Here is a 20,524-nt window from a genome sequence, read left to right as displayed (position 1 = left end):
CTCGCCTAGGCGGCGGTCATCTCCGTCACGCGCAGCTGTATGGTGCAATCCGCCGGGAGGGCGGAGGTGCGCACGGCCTCTGCGGCGAGCGGCCCACCGGCCTCGGTGAGCACCCCCTGCATGAGGCCGAGGTGCACGGAGCACAGCATCGGACGGTCTTCGGCGCGACCCGCGGCGTGCGGGCACGGGCTGAGATCGACGGTGAGCTGCTCGTCGTCGACGACGGGCTCGAAGCCGCTCTCCTCCAAGTGTTCGATCAGGGCGTCCAGCTGATAGGTCGCGGCACGACCCAGTGCGGATGCCGAAGCAGGTAGGACCCGACGCAGCAGATCGCCGCGGACAGCGGCGGCCTTCGCCTTGGTGCGGGCGATGGGGCTGGAGGCATCCGCCGCGCCCGTCACCGCGCTGTAGAGCGTGCGCGGGCGGCCGCGGGTGGTGCGGTGCTCGCTGGCCTGGATGACGTAGCCGCCCTCGATCAGGCGCTGCAGGTGCTCTCGCACCGTGTTGGGGTGCAGCCCGGTGGCCTCGCAGAGCTCGCCGATCGTGAGCTCCGCACGGGTCCGCGCGGTGTCGTCCTGCGCAGAGCCGCCCTCGAACAGCGCGTGCAGGATCCGCACTCGCGAGAAGGTCGAGATCGGCCCGCAGACGGGCCCGCCGTTGGCCATGACTCCAGTATTCCGTGGCCGCTGCGCGACTTCGAGGGGTTGGGCCGTGAATAATGCCCGAACCGATAGGGATGTCTGATCCCGGCGATAGCCTGGCTGCATGGCCACCCGAAAACCTGCCCCTCCCGCGTACGTCTGCACCGAATGCGGGTGGACGACGGCCAAGTGGGTGGGTCGGTGCGCCGAGTGCCAGCAGTGGGGCACCGTGCAGGAGCAGGGCGCGCAGACCGGCATCCTGAGCCGCATCACCCCCCTCGCGCCGACGGCGGCGAAGGCCGCTCGACCGATCACGCAGATCACCACCGAAGACGCTCCTCGCCGCACGAGCGGGGTGGGCGAGTTCGACCGGGTGCTCGGCGGTGGCATCGTGCCCGGCGCGGCCATTCTGCTCAGCGGAGAACCGGGTGTCGGCAAGTCGACGCTGCTGCTCGAGGTCGCAGCGCAGGCTGCCCGATCGGGGCGTCGTGTGCTCTACGCCAGCGCTGAGGAGTCTCCCGCCCAGGTGCGCCTGCGCGCAGAACGCACCGGAGCTCTGCACGACGAGCTCTATCTGGCGAGCGAGACCGATCTCGCCACGATCCTCGGCCACATCGACGAGGTCGCACCGCAGCTGGTCATCGTCGACTCGGTGCAGACGGTGTCGTCGTCGCTCATCGACGGCGCGGCGGGTCAGCCGAGCCAGGTGCGCGAGGTCGCGGCCACCCTCATCCGGGTGGCGAAGGACCGCGGGCTGCCGGTCATCCTCGTCGGCCACGTCACGAAAGACGGCACCGTCGCCGGGCCCCGCGTGCTCGAGCACCTGGTCGACGTCGTCTGTCACTTCGAGGGCGACCGACAGACCTCGCTGCGCTTCATCCGCGCGCTGAAGAACCGGTTCGGCCCGACCGATGAGGTCGGATGCTTCGAGATGACGGGCGCGGGCATCTCCGAGGTTCCCGACCCCTCGGGCCTCTTCCTGTCGCAGGGTGCGACCGAGCCCGGCACGTGCGTCGCCATCTCACTCGAAGGCCGCAGGGCGCTGCCGGTCGAGGTGCAGGCGCTCACGATCACCACGACGGCGCCGAACCCTCGTCGGGTGGTGCACGGACTCGACTCATCGCGCGTGGCGATGGTGCTGGCGATCCTCGAGCGTCGGGCGCACATCAAGACCAGCAATCTCGACGTGTACGTCTCGACCGTCGGCGGTGTGCGCTTCACCGAACCGGCCGCCGATCTGGCTATCGCGATCGCCGTCGCCGGTTCCATTCAGCAGATCTCGGTGCCTCGAACCGTCGCCGCCGTCGGGGAGCTCAGCCTGGCGGGCGAGATCCGCCCCGTCACCCAGTCGGCGCAGCGCCGTTCAGAAGCCGCGCGGCTCGGCTACGAACAGGTGGTCGACGACCGCTCGAAGACCCTGCGCGCGGCATTGAACGACGTGCGCGCCCGCAACACCAACCGGCGCAGCGACGCAGACATCCCGCCGTTCTGAGCCGGCGAGGGATCGACGGACACCCCAGCCGGGGTCACTTACGCACCCGACGCCCCACGCCCTAAGCGGGGTCACTTTCGCATCCCAATCACCAAGCGGGGTCACTTTCGCATCCGAATCAAGCAACAGGGATGCCGAAGTGACCCCGCACAGACCGCAGATGCGAAAGTGACCCCGCACGGGTCGTGGCGCCCTGTACCGGTCGCACGGGCAAGCGAGCGCGCCACCACGCGGTCACCCAGAGGAGGCGGCTTCAGGCGTCGAGCGCCTTGAGGAGCTCCTCAGGAGAGGCCTGCATCGGGTGCGGACCTGCGATATCCAGAAAGACTGTCGTGATCGGGTGCGCGCCGAGGAACTTCCGCAACCAGTCGGCTGTGTAGATCCCGACGCCCGGAGGCAGGTTCGCCGGCTTGTTCTTGGCGTCACTGAACAGCAGCAGCGCCAGATCGCCCGAGTTCGGGTCGCGGTAGGTCCAGACCTCTCCGCTGTCGAGCGGGTTGTCTCGAGCACCGGGCTTCACGAGCGGAACGACCGTGGTGCCGTGGCGCAGTGCCAGAGCGACCGCAGCGATGTCCTGCTTCTCCAGCGCCTGGGCGAGGGCGTCCGACCGGAAATCCTCGGGGGCGGGCTTGCTCTTCGCGGACTTCGACTTCTTCGCTGCCATGCATCCAGCATATTCAGCGGATGCCGACGTGTACTCCGAGTCGAAGGCCGAGATGGAAAGGGGCCCTCTCGAGTCATCCATTGGGGACTGGGGTACTCGAGAGGGCCCACGGACCCTCGGGCGGCATGTCGAAGCGCTGGGGACGCTGTGCTCGACGCCACTGGGGATGGCATGCGCCGCAAGTCTGCGAGGGTCACTCCAATGGTATCCCAAAGAATGAGCAGTGTCACCCGAAACTGAGTTCAGGACTGTATTCGAGACGTTTGTCCAGTTTCGACGTCAATAGAGCAGGATCTGCTTCGTGGTCGTGCCCTTGAAGCCACCGATCTCGACGGCGACGTGGTACGACGCCCCGCCGCCGGGCGCGCGCGGACGATTCTCGTCGGCGCACGTCTCGACGCTCGATCGTGTGCGATCCCACGTGACCGGCACCTTGCTCGTCACGGTCGCTCCGGCGGTGAGCGTCGCGACCATGCTGCTCGGATTCTCCTGGCAGTCGGTCGATGTCCACCAGACATCGGACCCGCTCGACACCGTGAGCCTCTGGGTCGTCGATCCCACGTCGATCGCGCAGTCGGTGGAACCGCGGTTGGTCAGCGAGATCGACAGCTGCGGCAGCACGCCCGGGTCGTAGGTGTCGGCATCCGTCACGGCAGCGACCTCGACGTCCCTCGCCTCGCATGCGACGATTCCCGGAGTCTCCTCAGCCGACGACTCGGGCGACGGCGACTCGGATGCGGTCGACTCGGATGCGGTGGGATCAGGCGTCGGCGAGTCGGATGCGGACGCGCTCGGCGACGGCGTCGCCTCGGCCGCATTCGCCCACGGACGTGCCATGAGCAGCCACACGGCGACGCCGACGACCGCCACCACCAGGATCGCCGCGACAAGGGTCAGCAATCTCCGGCGACGATACACGGCGGCGGAGTGACGAGGCATTAGTTCAGGTTAGTTGAGGCTCTTCAGCATCCTGGTGTTGCCGAGCGTGTTCGGCTTGACGTGCGCGAGATCGAGGAACTCCTCGACACCCGCGTCGCCGCTTCGCAGCAGTTGCGAGTACACGTCGGGGTCGACGACCTGTTCGCCGATGATCGAATAGCCGCGCCGTCCGAAGAACTCGACTTCGAAGGTCAGACAGAACAGACGACTGAGGCCGAGCCCCCGCGCCTGTTCCTCGAGCGCGCCGACGATCGCACCGCCGACTCCGTGATGCAGCCAGTCCCCGCGCACCATGAGCGTGCGCACCTCGCCGAGGTCTTCCCAGAACACGTGCAGCGCACCGCATCCGATCAACTCGCCGTCGGCCTCGGCGACGACGAACTCCTGCACGGCGCCGTAGAGCACTGCCAGGTCTTTGCCGAGCAGGATTCGCTGCTCGACCATCGGCTGCAGGAGGTTGCGGATGCCGATGATGTCAGCGCTGCGCGCCGGCCGGACGATGTACTCGCTCACAGGTCAAGCCTAGAACCCGTCACCTCCCGAGACCCTGAGCGGCCCCGGAATGCCGGAGTAACGCCCCGGGCACGCAGAAGGGGCGGATGCTGATCGCATCCGCCCCTTGTGTGATCAGGTCACTCCCCGCTGGCGACCGCCAGGTCGGGGGTTCCCGAGATCGCTCCGCCGGTGTTCACGCCGACCGCGACCTTCTCGCCGCGGGGGCCGTGCTCGAAGAGGAACTCGCCGTCCTTCGAGTCGACCTTCACGTGGTCGCCGGGGTTGAGCTCGCCGTGCAGGATCTTCTCAGACAGGCGGTCCTCGACCTCGTGCTGCATCGCGCGACGCAGCGGCCGGGCACCGAGTGCCGGGTCGAACCCGATCTCGATCAGACGCTCCTTGGCGGCCTGCGAGAGCTCGATCGTCATGTCGCGGTCGAGCAGACGCTCGCCGAGGCGCTTCGTGAACAGATCGACGATCTGCACGAGCTCATCCTTCGACAGCTGCGGGAACACGATGATGTCGTCGACACGGTTGAGGAACTCGGGCTTGAAGTTGCGCTTGAGCTCTTCGTTGACCTTGCCCTTCATCCGCTCGTAGTTCGTCGAGTTGACGCCCTCGATCTGGAATCCGACCGGACCACCGGCGATGTCACGAGCACCGAGGTTGGTGGTCATGATGATGACGGTGTTCTTGAAGTCGATCACGCGGCCCTGACCATCGGTCAGACGACCCTCTTCGAGGATCTGCAGCAGCGAGTTGAAGATGTCCGGGTGGGCCTTCTCGATCTCGTCGAACAGCACCACGCTGAACGGCTTGCGGCGCACCTTCTCGGTGAGCTGTCCACCCTCTTCGAACCCGACGAATCCGGGAGGGGCACCGAACAGACGCGAGACGGTGTGCTTCTCACCGAACTCGCTCATGTCGAGCGAGATGAGAGCGGCTTCGTCGTCGAACAGGAACTCGGCGAGCGCCTTGGCGAGCTCGGTCTTTCCGACGCCCGTGGGGCCGGCGAAGATGAACGAACCGGAGGGACGCTTCGGGTCCTTGAGGCCGGCACGCTGACGACGGATCGTCTTCGAGAGCGCCGCGATGGCCTCTTCCTGACCGATGACGCGCTGGTGCAGCGCCTTCTCCATGAAGACGAGTCGCGAGGACTCCTCTTCCGTCAGCTTGAAGACGGGGATGCCGGTGGCCTGTGCGAGCACCTCGGCGATCAGACCCTCGTCGACGACCGCCTGGGTCGCGACGTCACCCGAACGCCACTGCTTCTCGAGGCGCAGGCGCTCGGCGAGGAGGCTCTTCTCCTCGTCGCGCAGCGATGCGGCCTTCTCGAAGTCCTGGTCTTCCGACGCCACTTCCTTCTGCTCGCGAACCTTGGCGATCTTCTCGTCGAATTCGCGCAGCTCGGGCGGGCTCGACAGGATGCTGAGGCGCAGGCGTGCGCCGGCCTCATCGATCAGGTCGATGGCCTTGTCGGGCAGGAACCGGTCGGAGACGTAGCGGTCGGCGAGGTTCGACGCCGCGACGATCGCGCCGTCGGTGATCTGCACCTTGTGGTGCGCCTCGTAGCGGTCGCGCAGCCCCTTGAGGATGTTGATCGTGTGAGGCAGGCTCGGCTCGTTCACCTGGATCGACTGGAAGCGGCGCTCGAGAGCGGCATCCTTCTCGAAGTGCTTGCGGTACTCGTCGAGCGTGGTGGCGCCGATGGTCTGGAGCTCACCTCGGGCGAGGAGCGGCTTGAGGATGCTGGCCGCGTCGATCGCGCCCTCGGCGGCGCCCGCACCCACGAGGGTGTGGATCTCGTCGATGAAGACGATGATGTCGCCGCGCGTGCGGATCTCCTTGGTGACCTTCTTCAGACGCTCTTCGAAGTCGCCACGGTAGCGGGAACCGGCGATGAGCGAGCCGAGGTCGAGCGAGTAGAGCTGCTTGTCCTTCAGCGTCTCGGGCACATCGCCCTTGACGATCGCCTGAGCGAGTCCCTCGACGACGGCGGTCTTGCCGACACCGGGCTCACCGATCAGCACGGGGTTGTTCTTGGAGCGACGAGACAGGATCTGCATGACCCGCTCGATCTCCTTCTCGCGACCGATGACCGGGTCGAGCTTGTTGTCGCGCGCGGCCTGGGTCAGGTTGCGACCGAACTGGTCGAGCACCTGCGAGCCGCCCTGGGCGCTCGGGGTGTCGTTCGACTGCGCGCCGACGGCTGCCGGCTCGCGCCCGGGGGCACCCGACAGGAGCTGGATGACCTGCTGGCGGACCTTGTTGAGGTCGGCGCCGAGCTTGACGAGAACCTGGGCTGCGACACCCTCGCCCTCGCGGATGAGGCCGAGCAGGATGTGCTCGGTGCCGATGTAGTTGTGGCCGAGCTGCAGAGCCTCACGGAGGCTGAGCTCGAGCACCTTCTTGGCGCGCGGCGTGAACGGGATGTGACCGGTGGGCTGCTGCTGGCCCTGACCGATGATGTCCTGCACCTGCTCGCGGACGGCGTCAAGGGAGATGCCGAGGCTTTCGAGCGCCTTGGCTGCGACACCCTCACCCTCGTGGATGAGGCCGAGCAGGATGTGCTCGGTGCCGATGTAGTTGTGGTTGAGCATCTTCGCCTCTTCTTGGGCGAGGACGACCACTCGACGGGCTCGGTCCGTGAATCTCTCGAACATGCTGTGACTCCTTATTCGCACGGGGCGAAGCGCTGAGTCCTCGACGGGTCTCCGCGCCTGTACATCGAGAGTAACCACCGTGCGGATGCTGTATGCCCGTGTTCGCCGTCGGCATAGCGCCGTGACGGTCGGTGACGGCGCTCTCGCGCAGTCGGGGTTGACTCAGTTATCGACAGTCGTTATGTTAACGATTATCGGTAATAACGACTCTCGATAAGGAGTGGATGATGACCTCGACCAAAGACCGCACGCTCTCACGCGGTGACTCCGGCGCCCTGATCGGCTTCTGCATCGCGGGAGTCCTGATCGCCGCTTACATCACCGTGCTCTCGATCATCCGGATCATCGAACTCGCCCGTGGCGTCGACGTGCCGGTGCTCGTCGAGTTCATCAGCTCGAAGACACCGGTCGACCTGCCGCTGACCAACGGCGCCAGCATCCCCGTCGGCGTCGACAGCGCGACGATCACGGCCCCCGAACTGCCGGCGATCGCCGCAGTGCCGGGCATCATCGGCCAGATCGCGCAGATCCTCACGATCATCGTCGTGATCGGCTGCCTGATCCTGTTGGCCCGGAGCGTGCTCACCGGACGCGTCTTCAGCCGCCGCAACACGACCCTCGTCGCCACGGCCGGCATCACCGGCCTCCTCGGGTTCGCCGCGGTGCGCTTCTTCGACAACATGCTCGCCAACGCGACGGTCGCCACGGTGGCCGACAACGCCGTCGACAGCGCGGTGATCAGCGTCGAGCCCTTCACCTTCGTGCTCGCTGCTTTCGTGCTCGCTCTCATCGGCACGGTGCTCTCCATCGGCGACCGCCTGCAGCGCGACACCGACGGGCTCGTCTGATGAGCACCGTGACCGCGACCCGTTCCCAGACAGCCGATGCGATCACCGTGATCCTCTTCGGCGCGGCCGCTCTGGTGGTGACGGCCATCAGCACCGTGCTGCGCGTGCTCGGGACGTTCCGGGATCAGGGCATCGCATGGGCCATCCCGATCGACGAGCAGCCGATCGACGCGACCGTCGGCTCAGGAGCCGCATCGGTCGAGGGGATCGCTCAGCAGGTGATGGTGTTCGCCACCGGAGTGGATGCCGCCTCGACCGCAGCGATCGTCGGCTCGCTCGTGCTGTGGGCGCTCGCCCCGTTGATCGTCATCGTCGCCGTGATGCTCGTCGCCTGGAACTTCCTCCGCGGACGCTTCTTCGTGCGGAGCAACGCGCGGGCCTTCGATGCGATCGGCTGGACCCTCGTGCTCGCTCCGATGTTCATCCTGCTGCTCGAGAAACTGGGGCTGAACGGGGTTTCTGCCGCGGTCGGCCTCGGCTCGGGCGAGCCGGTGCATCCGATCGAGTTCTGGTCGATCGTCCCGATCTTCGCGACCGGCGTCGCGGTGGGCCTCATCGCCGCCGCGTTCCGTCAGGGCATCCGTCTGCAGCGCGAGAAGGCCGTGCTCGAGGACGACACGAGGGGCCTCGTATGAGCCCGGCGGAGAACGACGACGAGCTCACCGGCATCCACTGCCGCCTCGACGAGCTGCTCGCTGAGCGCGGGATGACCCTGACCGAGCTGAGCGCACGCGTCGGCGTCAGCATCGTGAACCTGTCGGTGCTCAAGAACGACCGGGCGCGGGCGATCAGGTATTCGACGCTGCGCGCGATCTGCGATGCCCTCGGCTGCGAGGTCGGCGACCTGCTCGTGCTCGCCTAGCCCGATCCACGACGCGCTCTCGTTCGGCGACACCAGGAACATGAGGCCATCGCGGCGAAGCACCGCCATCGCGACCGGGCGTGCATCACGAACACCACGCCGAGCGCAACCCCTGCTATGGATTCTCTGTGCGCCGATAGCGTCGACGGCATGAAGCTCAACGACCGGAACCTGCGCACCCCCTCCCGCATCCTCATGGCACTGCCCATCGCCGCGCTCGCATTCTCGCTCGCCGCCTGCGGTGGGTCGTCGCGCCCCGCGGTCGACGACGTCGCCGAGGGCATCCAGAAGGTCTACGAAGACCAGGGGCTCGGCGATGCCGTCCCGGACGACGTCGCGACCTGCTTCGCAGAGGCGCTCGTCGACTCCGACCTGAGCGACGAGACCCTCACCTACATCGCCAACGGCGAAGACAAGCAGTCCAGCGAAGAGGACAAGGCTCTGACCACGCAGATCCTCACCGACAACCTCGAGAAGTGCGCGGCCTGACCCACCGCGACGCCTGACGAACGCCTGACGAAGGATGGCGGATGCTTCGGCATCCGTCATCCTTCGTCATCTCGACCTCGGGATGACGGCGTGACTCCTAGCGTGGACGGATAGCGCGCACACGGCGCGCACCGATTCTGGAGTCCTCGATCCCATGAGCACCACCGCCCGCCCCACGAAGGCGCCCGACACTCGCGGTCCCGTCCGGAAGCTGCTGACCTCGTTCGGCTTCCAGATCCTCGCAGCACTCGTCCTCGGCATCGCCGCCGGCCTGATCGCCCGCCAGTCGGGCGCCACCGCCGACAGCCCCAACGGCCTCTCCGCCACACTCGACACGATCGGCAGCTCGTATGTCACGCTGCTGCGCGCCGCTGTGGTGCCGCTGATCTTCACCGCGATCGTCGCCAGCATCTCGAACCTGCGCCGCGTGCAGAACGCCGCGCGCCTCGCGGGACAGACCCTGCTGTGGTTCGCGATCACCGCGTTCATCGCCGTGATCATCGGCATCACGCTCGGCCTGGTGATCCAGCCGGGCAACCGCGCCGGCGAGGGCCTCGAGCCCGGCGCCCCGTACACGGTCGGCACGTGGTGGAACTTCCTCCTCGGTCTGATCCCGCAGAACTTCCTCGGGCTCAGCGTCAGCACGAACCCGGGCGCCACCGACGGCACGTTCACGTCGAGCGTGAACTTCAACATCCTGCAGGTCATCGTGATCGCGGTCGCCGTCGGCATCGCAGCGCTCAAGGCCGGCAAGAAGGCCGAGCCCTTCCTCGCGTTCACCGAGTCGCTGCTCAAGGTCATCCAGCGCGTGCTGTGGTGGATCATCCGCATCGCCCCGCTCGGCACGTTCGGCCTCATCGGCGCCGCGGTCGTCAAGTACGGCTGGGAGAAGCTCGCCTCGCTCGGCTGGTTCGCGATCGCGGTCTACGTCGGCCTCGCTCTCGTGCTCTTCGTGGTCTACCCGGTGCTCGTCAAGACGAACGGCCTGTCGATCAGGCAGTACTTCTCGGGCGTCTGGCCTGCCGTGCAGCTGGCATTCGTCAGCCGCTCGTCGATCGGCACCCTGCCCCTCACCGAGCGCGTGACCGAGCGCAACCTCGGCGTGCCCCGCTCGTATGCCTCGTTCGCCGTGCCGTTCGGCGCGACCACGAAGATGGACGGCTGCGCCGCGATCTACCCGGCCATCGCCGCGATCTTCGTGGCGCAGTTCTTCGGCATCGAGCTGAACCTGGTGCAGTACCTGCTGATCGTGCTCGTCTCGGTGGTCGGCTCCGCCGCCACGGCCGGCACCACCGGAGCGACAGTCATGCTCACGCTGACGCTGTCGACGCTCGGTCTGCCGCTCGAGGGCGTCGGCCTGCTGCTCGCGATCGACCCGATCCTCGACATGGGCCGCACCGCGGTCAACGTCGCGGGCCAGGCGCTCGTGCCGACCATCGTCGCAAAGCGCGAGGGCATCCTCGACGAGGAGCTCTACAACGCGCCGCGCGAGGGCCTGCCGTTCGCCGACGACTCGGCCGACGATGATGCGTCCGAGCCGGATGCCGCAGCATCCGACTCCCCGGAATCCGAGACCGAGCCGGCCAGCACCCGCTGATCCGTCGTCTCATCGACCGAGCGCCTCACCCCTTCCCGGGGTGGGGCGCTCGTCTGTCTCCCGCTACGCGCGACCCTGCAGACGCGTGGCGGCACGGGTGTCGAGGGCGAGCTCCTCGGCATCCATCGCGGCCATCAGCTCGCGCATGACCTCCTCGTCGAGGTTGCCGGCGTCTCGCTCTGCGAGCAGGATGTCGCGGCGCACCTGCAGCCACCCGCGGGTGAGTGCTGCGAGGTCTTCGTATGAAGGTCGGGTGACCGCCTCCTCGACCTCCTGCGCCTCGTCGGCGGCCTTCTCGACGCGGGTCATGCGCTTCGTGAACGCGTCGAAGACGCCGATGTCGACGCTGCCGTACTTCTCGACCCACTCGACGCGCTTCTCGGCGAGGAAGGCCTTGCCCGCCTCGCGGCTCTTGGCCTTGACGTCGGCGACCGCGCGTTCGTCCTCCTCCTCGTCGACATCGCTGGCGATGCCGAGCCCGCGGATCAGCAGCGGCAGAGTCAGGCCCTGCAGCAGCAGCGTGCCGACGGTGACGACGTACGCGACGACGACGATCGCGTGCGACGGCTCGGTGTCGAGCGCCGCGAGGTCTGCCGCGGCGAGCGCGGTGGCCAGCGTCACCACCCCGCGCATGCCCGCCCACGAGATGACGGCGTTGTCCTTCCAGGTGAGCTGCAGGCCCGCCATGCGATCGCGCACGATCTTCGACCGCAGCTCTTCGGCGCTGTACTGCTTCCAGCGTTTCGAGTCGCGGCGGCGCTCGTCGAAGGCTCCGGATGCGACCGTACGATCCCAGCGATCCAGCCTTCTGCGGTCTTGGAAGTTCGCCCATCCGTTCGCCGGGTAGACGTAGAGCGGACGCACGACCAGCACCACGAGCAGCACCGCCCCCGACAGCAGCAGGATGCGGCCGACCTCCTCGCCGCCGAGGTCGCTGAGCACGCGCGGGAACTGCAGACCGATGTACGCGAACACGAAGCTCTCGAGCAGCAGGTCGGCCGACAACCAGAGCGGCGCCTCCTGCTGACGCGTCGTGTAGTCGGTGCGGGGTGAGTTGTATCCGACGTAGAGGCCCATCGCGACGACCGCGAGCACGCCCGAGCCGAGCAGGTGCTCGGCGATCGCATACGCTCCGAACGGTGCGAGCAGCCCGAACGTGCCGATCACGACGGGGTCGCTGATGCGCATGCGCAGCTGGTGCAGCACGATGCCGAAGACGAGCCCGACCACGACGCCCACGCCCACCGCGAGCAGGAACTGCCAGATTCCGTCCCAGACGGTGAGCGTCGCCCCGGCGATGATCGCCGCGAACACCCGGTAGAGGGTCAGCGACGTCGCGTCGTTGATCAGGCTCTCCCCCGACAGCACGGTCATGATGCGGCGCGGAAGCCCGAGCTTGCGGCCGATCGCCGCGGCCGAGACCGCATCGGGCGGAGCCACGATGGCGCCGAGCAGCAGGGCGCCCGGCAGGGTGAGCGAGGGCAGGATCCACCACGCCACCAGGCCCACCGCGACCGCGGTGAGCAGCACGAGGGTGACACCGAGTCGGCGGATCTGCGGCAGGCTGCGCTTGAAGCCCACGAACGACACGTCGAGCGCCGCCGAGTACAGCAGCGGCGGCAGCACGAGGTTCAGCAGCAGGTGCCCGTCGATCTCGACCTCGGGCACGAAAGGCAGGAAGGATGCCGCGAGGGCGACGACCGTGACGAGCAGCGGGGCCGGCCATCCGCGCCATCGGGCGATCGCCGCCACGACGACAGCACCGACGAGCACGTAGAAGATCTCCGCATCCATGCCTTTAAAGTACTGCCCTGCCGTTGACGTCGCGCGGCGGGCGGGAATGCCCCGCCCGCCCCCGCCGTTGCATTCGGGGATGACTTCCACCGCGCTCTCCGTCCTCGACCTCGTCCCGGTTCGCACCGGCCAGACCAGTGCCGAGGCGATCTCCTCCTCCCTCGATCTCGCCGCCACCGCCGACCGCCTCGGCTACCGCCGCTACTGGTTCGCCGAGCACCACAACATGCCGGCCGTGGCATCCACCACTCCCCCGGTGCTGATCGCGGCTGCGGCGATGCGCACCACGAAGATCCGGCTGGGGTCGGGTGGCGTGATGCTGCCGAACCACGCACCGCTCATCGTCGCCGAGCAGTTCGCGGCTCTCGAGGCCATCGCTCCCGGCCGCATCGACCTCGGCCTCGGCCGCGCCCCGGGCAGCGACCCGGTCATCACCCAGTTGCTGCGCGGCTCTGGCACCACGAGCGACGTCGAGCAGTTCCCCCGCAACGTGCAGGACATCTCCGCGCTCGTCTCGGGCGAGGGCGCGACCGTGCGCTTCACGTCGGGCGGCGAGTACACGGTGCACGCGACACCGGCCGCGACCGGAAGCCCCGAGGTCTGGTTGCTCGGGTCGAGCGACTACTCGGCCCAGCTCGCGGCATCCCATGGCCTTCCGTACGTGTTCGCGAACCACTTCTCGGGTCAGGGACTCGAACGAGCGCTCGACCTCTATCGCACCGGATATCAGCCGAGCGAAGAGCACCCCGAGCCGCGGACGTTCCTCACGGTCAACGTCGTCGCCTCGCCGACCCAGGAGGAGGCCGAGGCCCGTGCCCTGCCGCAGCTGCGCATGATGTCGCGCCTGCGTCTGAACAAGCCGCTGATCGCGCTCGAGACCGTCGAAGAGGCGCTCGCCGCCGAGTCGGATGCTGCGACCGACCAGGTCGTCGAGGCCGCCCGCTCCCGCTGGTTCGTCGGCACCGGTGAGTCCGTCGCCGCAGAGGTGCGCGAGTTCGCGGCGAAGTACGGCGTCGACGAGGTCATGCTCTCGCCCGTCGCCGGTGCCTACGAGTCCGAGCCGCGCGACGCCGCAGCCGGCCGCGCACAGACGCTCGAGCTCATCGCCGCCGCCCTGTAGGGGCCGTCGTCGCGGGTCCCGCCCTCGCGGGCGTGGCGTCCGTCGCGTCCGAACTCCCGTGCGGGGTCAGTTTCGCATCCGAGAAGCCACTGAGAGATGCGGAAGTGACCCTGCTCGCGGCATCAGATGCAGAAGTGACCCCGCATCGCATCGGACCGTGGGATGGAACGGGTCGCTGGTTCGCGGATGCTGTCCACAGGCGCGACTTCTCCACATCTCCCGGGATCCGCGCGATCACCGGACGAGAACGGCGCATCGGATCAGCGAACCTGATCGGATGCGCCATCGGATACTCCTGCCCGACGAACTCGGTCGTCATTTCACCGTGCAACAGGCCACGGCCGCGGGCGTGGGTCGAGGCCGCGTCTCCGCGCGCGATCTCGACCGCCCCTTCCGCGGGGTGCGCTCGGTCACGGCCGCGGAGACGCCGATCGATCGAGTCGCCGCCCTTGCGGCGCGCCTGCAGCGTGGTCAACTCATCGGCGGGGCGTCGGCGATGCGCGTGTGGGGGTACCCGCATCCCGGCATCTGGAGCGTGCATGCGCCGATCGTCGTCGTCGTGACGACGGGTTCTTCGCGCGTCAGACGCAGCGGCGTCACCGGTCGACGTCTTGCAGAGGGACGCGCTCAGCCCTGGCGGATCGGCGGAATCCCGATCGTCGATCCGATCGCCGCTCTGTTCATGTGCGCCGCGGCGCTGACCGAAGATGAGGTGGTCGTTGCGCTCGACGCCCTGATCAGCGCGGCAGACAACTATCCGGGGCTGCGTGCGGGACGTCCGCCGCTCACCGCGACCGACATCGAGCAGCGTCTGCAGGTCTGGGGCCGGTTCCCTGGTTCTCGCCGAGTCCGGGACGCGCTGTCCCGTGCGCGCGAAGGAGTGGAATCGCCGAAGGAAACCGAGACGAGGCTGCTCATCGTGGCAGCGGGTCTGCCTGAACCCGTCGTGCAGCACGAGGTCTATGACAACGGCCTTCTCATCGCACGGTGCGACATGGCCTACCCCGACCTCAAGATCACGATCGAGTACGAGGGCGACGGCCACCGCTCGAGCCGCGATCAGTGGCGGCGCGACATCCAGCGACAGCGCGAACTCGAAGACCTGGGATGGATCGTCATCCGCGTGACTCAACTCGACCTGGCGGGCGACTCAGGCCCGCTGCTCGACCGCATCCGTCGGGCGAGATCCTCCCGCCGCTGACTGTTCCCCTACTGCGCCTCCCCGCTCCGCTCTCCCCTCCTGCCCACAGGCAAGGTCACTTTCGCACCCCTGCCCACAGGCAGGGCCACTTCCGCATCCGAATCGCCCCGTTGCGGTGAGAAAGTGACCCCGCAATCGGCGCAGGATGCGAAAGTGACCCCGCGCGCGGCACGGGCCCGCGCACCTCGCAACAGCGCGTGATGTGCGCCGACCGCCCGCCCGGGCTCCCGCGAGACAGGGGCTGGTATTCCGGGGCGCCGGGGCGTAGCGTCACGAGCAACGGAAGGGGTTCGATGATGAGCACGACCAAGACCCTGGCACTCTGGGTGGCTTACGGCACGAACGGAGTCGTCGGAAGCATCCGACACGATGACGAGGGGTACACCGTCGTCATGGCCGGATCGGATGCTGCGACAGGCACGTACCCGAACCTGGAATCGGCCAAGGGCGCGTTGCATTCGCACATGCTGCCAGGCAGCGGCTGGCCGATGTTCCGCGAACACTGACCTTCGAGCGGGGAAACAAGGGGCAGAGGGGCGACGCGGTCGCGGGGGCACCCCCGCGACCGCCGTACGCTGACTTCATGCGACACGCCACCTCACTCGCTCCCCCGGTCGTCCTCACGGTCGAGGAGCAGCAGGCGAAGGTGCTGGCCGCATCCCGACCGCTCACCCCAGAGACGGTGCCGATCGCGCGGGCATCCGGTCGCACCCTCGCCGCCGCCGTGCACGCCCGGGTCGATGTGCCGCTGTTCGACAACTCCGCGATGGACGGATACGCCGTCATCTTCTCCGACGTCGAGGGGGCGACGGCCGAGCACCCTGCCGAACTCCGCGTCATCGCCGACCTGCCCGCCGGTTCCGCCGAGGAGCCCGAGCTGCGTCCAGGGCTTGCCGCGCGGATCATGACCGGCGCTCCCGTGCCCCGCACCGCGAACACCGTCGTGCCCTTCGAACACACGCGTGACGGGCTGCGGGCCTGGGATGCCGCGGCGATCGTGACCACGGCGCCTCTCCGAGAGGGCGCCAACATCCGCCGCTGCGGGGAGGAGCTGCGCGCCGGTGCCGTCGTCGCGCGGGCGGGGACCGTGCTCGGGCCACTGCAGCTGACGGCCATCGCGGCCACCGGCGTCGACACCGTGCAGGTGCATCGTCGCCCTCGGGTCGCCGTGATCTCGACGGGAACCGAACTCGCCGCCCCCGGCGCAGACCTCGACCGCGGGCAGATCCCTGAATCGAACTCGGTGCTGCTCGCGTCGATGTGCGTCGAGGCGGGTGCCGACGTCATCTCGGTCGACACGGTGACCGATGAGGATGCTGCTTTCACGAGCCTCCTCGACCGCGCACTGCACGCCGGTCATGCCGATGTCGTGGTCACCTCGGGCGGGGTCAGCGCCGGTGCCCACGAGGTCGTCAAGAACGTGCTGCGTGATCGCATCGAGTTCACCGCGGTCGCCATGCAGCCGGGCAGGCCCCAAGCCTTCGGGCGCATCGATGACGCCCTGATCTTCGGCCTCCCCGGCAATCCTGCCAGCGTCGCCGCCTCGTTCGAGGCCTTCGTCCGCCCGGCACTGCTCGCTCAGCAGGGGCGCGAATCGGTGCACCGCCCGATGCTCCGCCTCGCGACCGCAGCCGGATGGCGCAGCCCGACGGGGCGGCAGCAGTATGTGCCGGTGGCTCTCGACCGTTCCGACCCCGCCGCGTGGTCGGTGAGTCCGGCAGCCGCCGACGGATCGTCCGGCGCGCACCTCGCCGCAGGGCTCGCCAGGGCGGATGCCTATGCCGTCGTGCGCGCCGACGTCTCGGCCGTGGCCGCCGGAGACCTCGTCGACGTGATGTTGCTCTCGTGACCTCGGCCTACGCAGCGAGCCCTGCATCCGCCGCGACCCCGGACACCCCGGCAGCCCCCGGCACCGCGGCGATCATCCTCGCCGGTGGACGAGCGACACGTCTCGACGGCGCCGCCAAGCCGCTGCTCGAGGTCGGCGGCCGCACGCTGCTCGATCGGGCCGTCGCTGCCGTCGCGGGCTTCGGCCCGATCGTCGTCGTGGGTCCGCCTGCACCCGTGGACGGCGAGGTCGTCTGGACCCGCGAGACCCCCGAGTTCGGCGGACCGGTCGCCGGCATCGCTGCCGGGCTCGCGATCATCGAGAGCGCCGACGTGTTCGTGTTGGCGGCCGATCTGCCGAACGCCGAGGACGCGGTCGCGCTGCTGCGTCGGCATCCGCACTCCGCCAGCGACGAAGACGGCGTCTGCCTGGCCGACGACTCCGGACGGATGCAGTGGCTGATCGGGATCTATCGCACCGACGCGCTGCGCGGGGCCCTCGGCGCCCTCCCTGTCGGCGGCCGAGATGCCTCCATCCGGTCGCTGCTCGCGGGCCTCGCCATCACCGCGCTGCCGGCAGGAGACCTGGCGACGGACGTAGACACGTGGGACGATCTCGAACGTGCCCGCGCAGCGGCGCAGACAACGACCACAACGGCGCAGACACCCCCGAGCGGCAGCGCACCGGACGAGGAGATGACATGACCGACACGCCCCCGCACCTTCCGGTCGAGGCGCTCGACGACTGGACCGCCGCCGCCTGCACCGCCCTCGGGATCGACCGAGCGTCGGTCGACATCGGACTGCTCCTCGATCTCGCCCGCGATGTCGCGCACGGCGTCGCCCGTCCGGCTGCACCGCTCAGCGCCTACCTCGCCGGCCTCGCCGCCGGACGCGCGGGCGGCAGTCGTGAGGACACCGCCGCTGCAGTGGCCACGATCACCACCCTGGCGGCATCCTGGCGTGACGATGATGAGAGATCCTGACCCGCGCCTCGCCGACCTCCGCGATCTGATCGGGAACGATCACGGCCTGATCCGGGGCGGTCTCAGTCCTCGGGTTCGCCGCTGAGGATGCCGCGCAGCCAATCGCGCGCCTCGACGAAGACGTCATCGTCGTAGCGCTCGGGGTACTGCACGATCTGCCGATCGGCCCGCGGATACGACCCGAGGAAGACCACGCGGGGGCTGAACCGACGGATGCCGAGCAGCGCGTCGGCCATGCGCTCGTGCTCGATGTGCCCGTCGGCGTCGATCACGAACCGGTAGCGGCCGAGCTCGTCGCCGATGGGACGCGACTGGATGAGCGAGAGGTTGATGCCGCGGGTCGAGAACTGCTCGAGCATCTCGAGGAGAGAACCGGGGTGATCGTTGGGCAGCTCGACGATCAGCGACGTCTTGTCTGCACCGGTCGGGGCCGGGGCGGAGGTGGTGCGGGTGACGAGCACGAAGCGGGTGACGGCCTGGGCGTTGTCGCCGATGCCCTCGGCCAGCACGTCGACGTCGAGGTGCTTCACGACGCCGGGAGCGGCGATCGCCGCCTGCGCAGGAAGAGTGCCGTCGAGCATGCCGACCGCCGATGCGACGTTGCTCGCCGCGGGCACGTGCGAGTGCGTCGGCAGATGCGCCCCGAGCCAGCCGTGGCACTGCCCGTAGGCGACGGGATGAGCCGCGATCACCTTGACGTCCGACAGCGTGGTTCCGCGGGGAGCGACGAGCACGAAGTTGACCCGCACCAGGTACTCGCCGATGATCCGCAGGCCGGGCAGCGTGGCCAGAGCATCCTGCGTGGTCGAGACGCCCCCCTCGATCGAGTTCTCGATGGCGATCATGGCTGCGTCGCTGCGCCCCTCGAGCACATCCGCGAGGGCCTCGCCGACGTTGTGCACCGCCCGCCATTCCTGGCCGCGCGCTTCGGCGACCTGTTCGAGTGCCGCTTCGGTGAATGTTCCGGCGGGGCCGAGATAGCTGTAGGTGCGGCGTTCAGTCACGCGTTTCACCTTAGGGCACCAGTGCGCACCCAGAAGATGCGCGGATGCCGAGATGGGGGCAGACTGTCTGCATGACGAGCCGTGCCGGCCTACCAGCCGAAGAATCCGATCTGATCGATGTCGACGAGCTGATCGCCGCTTACTACGATCGCGTCCCCGACCCCGGCGTCGCCGCCGAGCGGGTCGCGTTCGGGACCAGCGGTCATCGCGGGTCGTCGCTCACCAAGAGCTTCAATGAGAACCACATCCTCGCGACCACGCAGGCGATCGTCGACTACCGCGCGGCACAGGGCATCACCGGCCCGCTGTTCCTCGGTCGCGACACGCACGCCCTGTCGCTGCCTGCCGAGCGCAGCGCCATCGAGGTTCTGGTCGCGAACGGCGTCGACCTCCGCGTCGACTCGCGCGACGCTTGGGTGCCGACACCCGCGCTCAGCCACGCGATCCTCACCTTCAACCGCGACCTCGCATCGGATGACGCCGGACGCGCCGACGGCATCGTCGTCACCCCCTCGCACAACCCGCCCCGCGACGGCGGCTTCAAGTACAACCCGCCGCACGGCGGACCGGCCGACACCGACGCGACCGGCTGGATCGCCGACCGCGCCAACGAGCTGATCGCCGGCGGCCTGGTCGACGTCAAGCGCGAGCGCTTCGCCGATGTCGACTGGGATGCTCTCCCCGGCTACGACTTCCGCGACGCCTACGTGCGCGACCTGGCGACCATCATCGACATCGACGCGATCCGCAGCGCCGGAGTGCGCATCGGCGCCGACCCGCTCGGCGGCGCCTCGGTCGAGTACTGGGCTCTCATCAAGGAGGTCTATGACCTCGACCTGACCGTCGTGAACCCCGAGGTCGACCCGACCTGGCGCTTCATGACGCTCGACTGGGACGAGAAGATCCGCATGGATCCGTCATCCCCCTCGGCCATGGCGTCGCTGGTCGCCAAGAAGGGCGAGTACGACGTGCTCACCGGCAACGACGCGGATGCCGACCGCCACGGCATCGTCACCCCTGACGCCGGCCTGATGAACCCCAACCACTACCTCGCCGTCGCGATCGACTACCTGTTCTCGCATCGCTCGGAGTGGCCGCGCGACGCCGCGATCGGCAAGACCCTCGTGTCGTCGATGATCATCGACCGCGTCGCCGAGTCGCTCGAACGCCGCCTGCTCGAGGTGCCCGTCGGCTTCAAGTGGTTCGTTCCCGGGCTGCTCGACGGATCCGTGGCCTTCGGCGGCGAAGAGTCCGCCGGAGCATCGTTCCTCCGCAAGGACGGCACCGTCTGGTCGACCGACAAGGACGGCATCCTGCTGTGCCTTCTCGCCGCCGAGATCATCGCCGTGACCGGCAAGACACCCTCGGAGCGGTACGCCGAGCTGGAGCAGGCCTTCGGGTCGTCGGCCTACCAGCGCGTCGACGCCCCGGCGACGCCCGCGCAGAAGGCGACGCTCGGCAAGCTGGCTCCGGATGCCGTCTCGGCGACGACCCTCGCCGGCGAGGAGATCACCGCCAAGCTGTCGCACGCGCCCGGCAACGGTGCCGCGATCGGCGGCCTCAAGGTGCAGACCGAGCACGCCTGGTTCGCTGCCCGCCCGTCGGGCACCGAAGACGTCTACAAGCTGTACGCCGAGAGCCTACGCGGCCCCGAGCACCTCGCCGAGGTGCAGGCCGAGGCCCGCGCCGTGGTGTCTGCCGCCCTCGGCGGCTGACCCCGCCACCTTTCCGGCTGGCTTCTGCCCCCGCACGTCGTCCGTGCGGGGGCAGAAGTGCGTCCAGGGTCACTTCTTCGCCCCGCAGGCCTTGATTGGTCGCCTCCCGCACCCCGCGGATGCGGATGCGGGGTCGAAGACGCATCCGAAACGGCCTCTTCCGGTGCACAACTTACCCCGCCCGGCA

General features: G+C 68.5%; 20 protein-coding genes. 13 read left to right on the top strand and 7 right to left on the bottom strand.

Going from position 1 to position 20,524, the window contains the following annotated elements; all coding sequences use genetic code 11:
* Positions 1–5: 5 nt before the first annotated feature.
* On the bottom strand, positions 6–665 hold the full coding sequence (locus QMA07_RS12090; RefSeq protein WP_290162173.1) for a helix-turn-helix domain-containing protein: 660 nt from the start codon (positions 663–665) through the stop codon (positions 6–8).
* A gap of 100 nt (positions 666–765) precedes the next feature.
* Here QMA07_RS12090 and radA point away from each other — a divergent pair, with 100 nt between their 5' ends.
* A complete protein-coding gene (gene radA, locus QMA07_RS12085; RefSeq protein ID WP_290162172.1) occupies positions 766–2,133 on the top strand; it encodes a DNA repair protein RadA in 1,368 nt (455 codons plus the stop codon).
* A gap of 253 nt (positions 2,134–2,386) precedes the next feature.
* Here radA and QMA07_RS12080 read toward each other — a convergent pair whose 3' ends face one another.
* The 4 genes from QMA07_RS12080 to QMA07_RS12065 all read right to left on the bottom strand — a co-directional run bounded on the left by QMA07_RS12080 (position 2,387) and on the right by QMA07_RS12065 (position 6,894).
* Entirely contained in the window at positions 2,387–2,797 is a 411-nt protein-coding gene (locus tag QMA07_RS12080) for a dehydrogenase (RefSeq protein WP_290162170.1), read from the bottom strand.
* 279 nt (positions 2,798–3,076) lie between these two features.
* On the bottom strand, positions 3,077–3,736 hold the full coding sequence (locus tag QMA07_RS12075; RefSeq protein WP_290162168.1) for a hypothetical protein: 660 nt from the start codon (positions 3,734–3,736) through the stop codon (positions 3,077–3,079).
* A gap of 9 nt (positions 3,737–3,745) precedes the next feature.
* Complete coding sequence (locus QMA07_RS12070; RefSeq protein WP_290162167.1) at positions 3,746–4,249, bottom strand: amino-acid N-acetyltransferase; 504 nt, start codon at positions 4,247–4,249, stop codon at positions 3,746–3,748.
* A 119-nt stretch (positions 4,250–4,368) separates the two neighbouring features.
* Entirely contained in the window at positions 4,369–6,894 is a 2,526-nt protein-coding gene (locus QMA07_RS12065; RefSeq protein WP_290162165.1) for an ATP-dependent Clp protease ATP-binding subunit, read from the bottom strand.
* A 227-nt stretch (positions 6,895–7,121) separates the two neighbouring features.
* On the opposite strand from QMA07_RS12065, the gene QMA07_RS12060 reads away from it, so the two are divergent.
* The 5 genes from QMA07_RS12060 (at position 7,122) to QMA07_RS12040 (ending at position 10,690) form a co-directional block, all read left to right on the top strand.
* Positions 7,122–7,742 carry a DUF2975 domain-containing protein gene (locus QMA07_RS12060; protein WP_290162163.1) on the top strand — a complete coding sequence of 207 codons (621 nt, stop codon included), beginning with the start codon at positions 7,122–7,124 and terminating at the stop codon, positions 7,740–7,742.
* Positions 7,742–8,377 (top strand): hypothetical protein, encoded by a 636-nt coding sequence (locus QMA07_RS12055; protein WP_290162161.1) that lies wholly within the window; start codon positions 7,742–7,744, stop codon positions 8,375–8,377. The genes QMA07_RS12060 and QMA07_RS12055 overlap by 1 nt, the downstream gene beginning before the upstream one ends.
* Positions 8,374–8,604, top strand: a complete 231-nt coding sequence (locus tag QMA07_RS12050; RefSeq protein WP_140038115.1) for a helix-turn-helix transcriptional regulator — start codon at positions 8,374–8,376, stop codon at positions 8,602–8,604. The genes QMA07_RS12055 and QMA07_RS12050 overlap by 4 nt, the downstream gene beginning before the upstream one ends.
* 150 nt (positions 8,605–8,754) lie before the next feature.
* On the top strand, positions 8,755–9,093 hold the full coding sequence (locus tag QMA07_RS12045; protein WP_290162158.1) for a hypothetical protein: 339 nt from the start codon (positions 8,755–8,757) through the stop codon (positions 9,091–9,093).
* A gap of 154 nt (positions 9,094–9,247) precedes the next feature.
* A complete protein-coding gene (locus tag QMA07_RS12040) occupies positions 9,248–10,690 on the top strand; it encodes a dicarboxylate/amino acid:cation symporter (RefSeq protein WP_290162156.1) in 1,443 nt (480 codons plus the stop codon).
* 63 nt (positions 10,691–10,753) lie between these two features.
* Here the strand turns inward: QMA07_RS12040 and QMA07_RS12035 are convergent, their stop codons facing one another.
* Positions 10,754–12,484, bottom strand: a complete 1,731-nt coding sequence (locus QMA07_RS12035) for a cation:proton antiporter (protein WP_290162154.1) — start codon at positions 12,482–12,484, stop codon at positions 10,754–10,756.
* A 79-nt stretch (positions 12,485–12,563) separates the two neighbouring features.
* Here QMA07_RS12035 and QMA07_RS12030 point away from each other — a divergent pair, with 79 nt between their 5' ends.
* From QMA07_RS12030 to QMA07_RS12005, 6 genes are all read left to right on the top strand, one after another.
* Positions 12,564–13,604, top strand: a complete 1,041-nt coding sequence (locus tag QMA07_RS12030) for an LLM class flavin-dependent oxidoreductase (protein WP_290162151.1) — start codon at positions 12,564–12,566, stop codon at positions 13,602–13,604.
* Positions 13,605–13,881: 277 nt separating this feature from the next.
* Positions 13,882–14,805 carry a hypothetical protein gene (locus QMA07_RS12025; RefSeq protein ID WP_290162149.1) on the top strand — a complete coding sequence of 308 codons (924 nt, stop codon included), beginning with the start codon at positions 13,882–13,884 and terminating at the stop codon, positions 14,803–14,805.
* A gap of 296 nt (positions 14,806–15,101) precedes the next feature.
* On the top strand, positions 15,102–15,311 hold the full coding sequence (locus tag QMA07_RS12020; protein ID WP_140038123.1) for a methyltransferase: 210 nt from the start codon (positions 15,102–15,104) through the stop codon (positions 15,309–15,311).
* A gap of 77 nt (positions 15,312–15,388) precedes the next feature.
* A complete protein-coding gene (gene glp / locus QMA07_RS12015) occupies positions 15,389–16,654 on the top strand; it encodes a gephyrin-like molybdotransferase Glp (RefSeq protein ID WP_290162145.1) in 1,266 nt (421 codons plus the stop codon).
* A complete protein-coding gene (locus QMA07_RS12010; RefSeq protein ID WP_290162143.1) occupies positions 16,651–17,337 on the top strand; it encodes a molybdenum cofactor guanylyltransferase in 687 nt (228 codons plus the stop codon). Before glp ends, QMA07_RS12010 begins: the two co-directional genes overlap by 4 nt.
* Positions 17,334–17,618: a DUF6457 domain-containing protein gene (locus QMA07_RS12005; RefSeq protein ID WP_290162141.1), complete on the top strand. Its 285-nt coding sequence runs from the start codon at positions 17,334–17,336 to the stop codon at positions 17,616–17,618. Before QMA07_RS12010 ends, QMA07_RS12005 begins: the two co-directional genes overlap by 4 nt.
* A 62-nt stretch (positions 17,619–17,680) precedes the next feature.
* Here QMA07_RS12005 and pheA read toward each other — a convergent pair whose 3' ends face one another.
* Positions 17,681–18,631 (bottom strand): prephenate dehydratase, encoded by a 951-nt coding sequence (pheA, locus tag QMA07_RS12000; RefSeq protein ID WP_290162139.1) that lies wholly within the window; start codon positions 18,629–18,631, stop codon positions 17,681–17,683.
* Positions 18,632–18,693: 62 nt separating this feature from the next.
* Here pheA and pgm point away from each other — a divergent pair, with 62 nt between their 5' ends.
* Entirely contained in the window at positions 18,694–20,337 is a 1,644-nt protein-coding gene (pgm, locus tag QMA07_RS11995) for a phosphoglucomutase (alpha-D-glucose-1,6-bisphosphate-dependent) (protein WP_290162137.1), read from the top strand.
* The last annotated feature ends 187 nt before the right edge of the window (positions 20,338–20,524 follow it).

The sequence above is a fragment of the Microbacterium sp. APC 3901 genome, assembly GCF_030407765.1.
In the GTDB taxonomy this organism is placed as follows: domain Bacteria; phylum Actinomycetota; class Actinomycetes; order Actinomycetales; family Microbacteriaceae; genus Microbacterium.
This window is presented reverse-complemented; position numbering and strand designations above follow the sequence as displayed.

Bases quoted from the DNA above. Each gene is read 5' to 3' on its own strand.
- QMA07_RS12090 (WP_290162173.1), bottom strand. From the start codon at position 665: ATGGCCAACGGCGGGCCCGTCTGCGGGCCGATCTCGACCTTCTCGCGA.
- radA (WP_290162172.1), top strand. From the start codon at position 766: ATGGCCACCCGAAAACCTGCCCCTCCCGCGTACGTCTGCACCGAATGC.
- QMA07_RS12080 (WP_290162170.1), bottom strand. From the start codon at position 2,797: ATGGCAGCGAAGAAGTCGAAGTCCGCGAAGAGCAAGCCCGCCCCCGAG.
- QMA07_RS12075 (WP_290162168.1), bottom strand. From the start codon at position 3,736: ATGCCTCGTCACTCCGCCGCCGTGTATCGTCGCCGGAGATTGCTGACC.
- QMA07_RS12065 (WP_290162165.1), bottom strand. From the start codon at position 6,894: ATGTTCGAGAGATTCACGGACCGAGCCCGTCGAGTGGTCGTCCTCGCC.
- QMA07_RS12060 (WP_290162163.1), top strand. From the start codon at position 7,122: ATGACCTCGACCAAAGACCGCACGCTCTCACGCGGTGACTCCGGCGCC.
- QMA07_RS12055 (WP_290162161.1), top strand. From the start codon at position 7,742: ATGAGCACCGTGACCGCGACCCGTTCCCAGACAGCCGATGCGATCACC.
- QMA07_RS12050 (WP_140038115.1), top strand. From the start codon at position 8,374: ATGAGCCCGGCGGAGAACGACGACGAGCTCACCGGCATCCACTGCCGC.
- QMA07_RS12045 (WP_290162158.1), top strand. From the start codon at position 8,755: ATGAAGCTCAACGACCGGAACCTGCGCACCCCCTCCCGCATCCTCATG.
- QMA07_RS12040 (WP_290162156.1), top strand. From the start codon at position 9,248: ATGAGCACCACCGCCCGCCCCACGAAGGCGCCCGACACTCGCGGTCCC.
- QMA07_RS12035 (WP_290162154.1), bottom strand. From the start codon at position 12,484: ATGGATGCGGAGATCTTCTACGTGCTCGTCGGTGCTGTCGTCGTGGCG.
- QMA07_RS12030 (WP_290162151.1), top strand. From the start codon at position 12,564: ATGACTTCCACCGCGCTCTCCGTCCTCGACCTCGTCCCGGTTCGCACC.
- QMA07_RS12025 (WP_290162149.1), top strand. From the start codon at position 13,882: ATGCGCCATCGGATACTCCTGCCCGACGAACTCGGTCGTCATTTCACC.
- QMA07_RS12020 (WP_140038123.1), top strand. From the start codon at position 15,102: ATGAGCACGACCAAGACCCTGGCACTCTGGGTGGCTTACGGCACGAAC.
- glp (WP_290162145.1), top strand. From the start codon at position 15,389: ATGCGACACGCCACCTCACTCGCTCCCCCGGTCGTCCTCACGGTCGAG.
- QMA07_RS12005 (WP_290162141.1), top strand. From the start codon at position 17,334: ATGACCGACACGCCCCCGCACCTTCCGGTCGAGGCGCTCGACGACTGG.
- pgm (WP_290162137.1), top strand. From the start codon at position 18,694: ATGACGAGCCGTGCCGGCCTACCAGCCGAAGAATCCGATCTGATCGAT.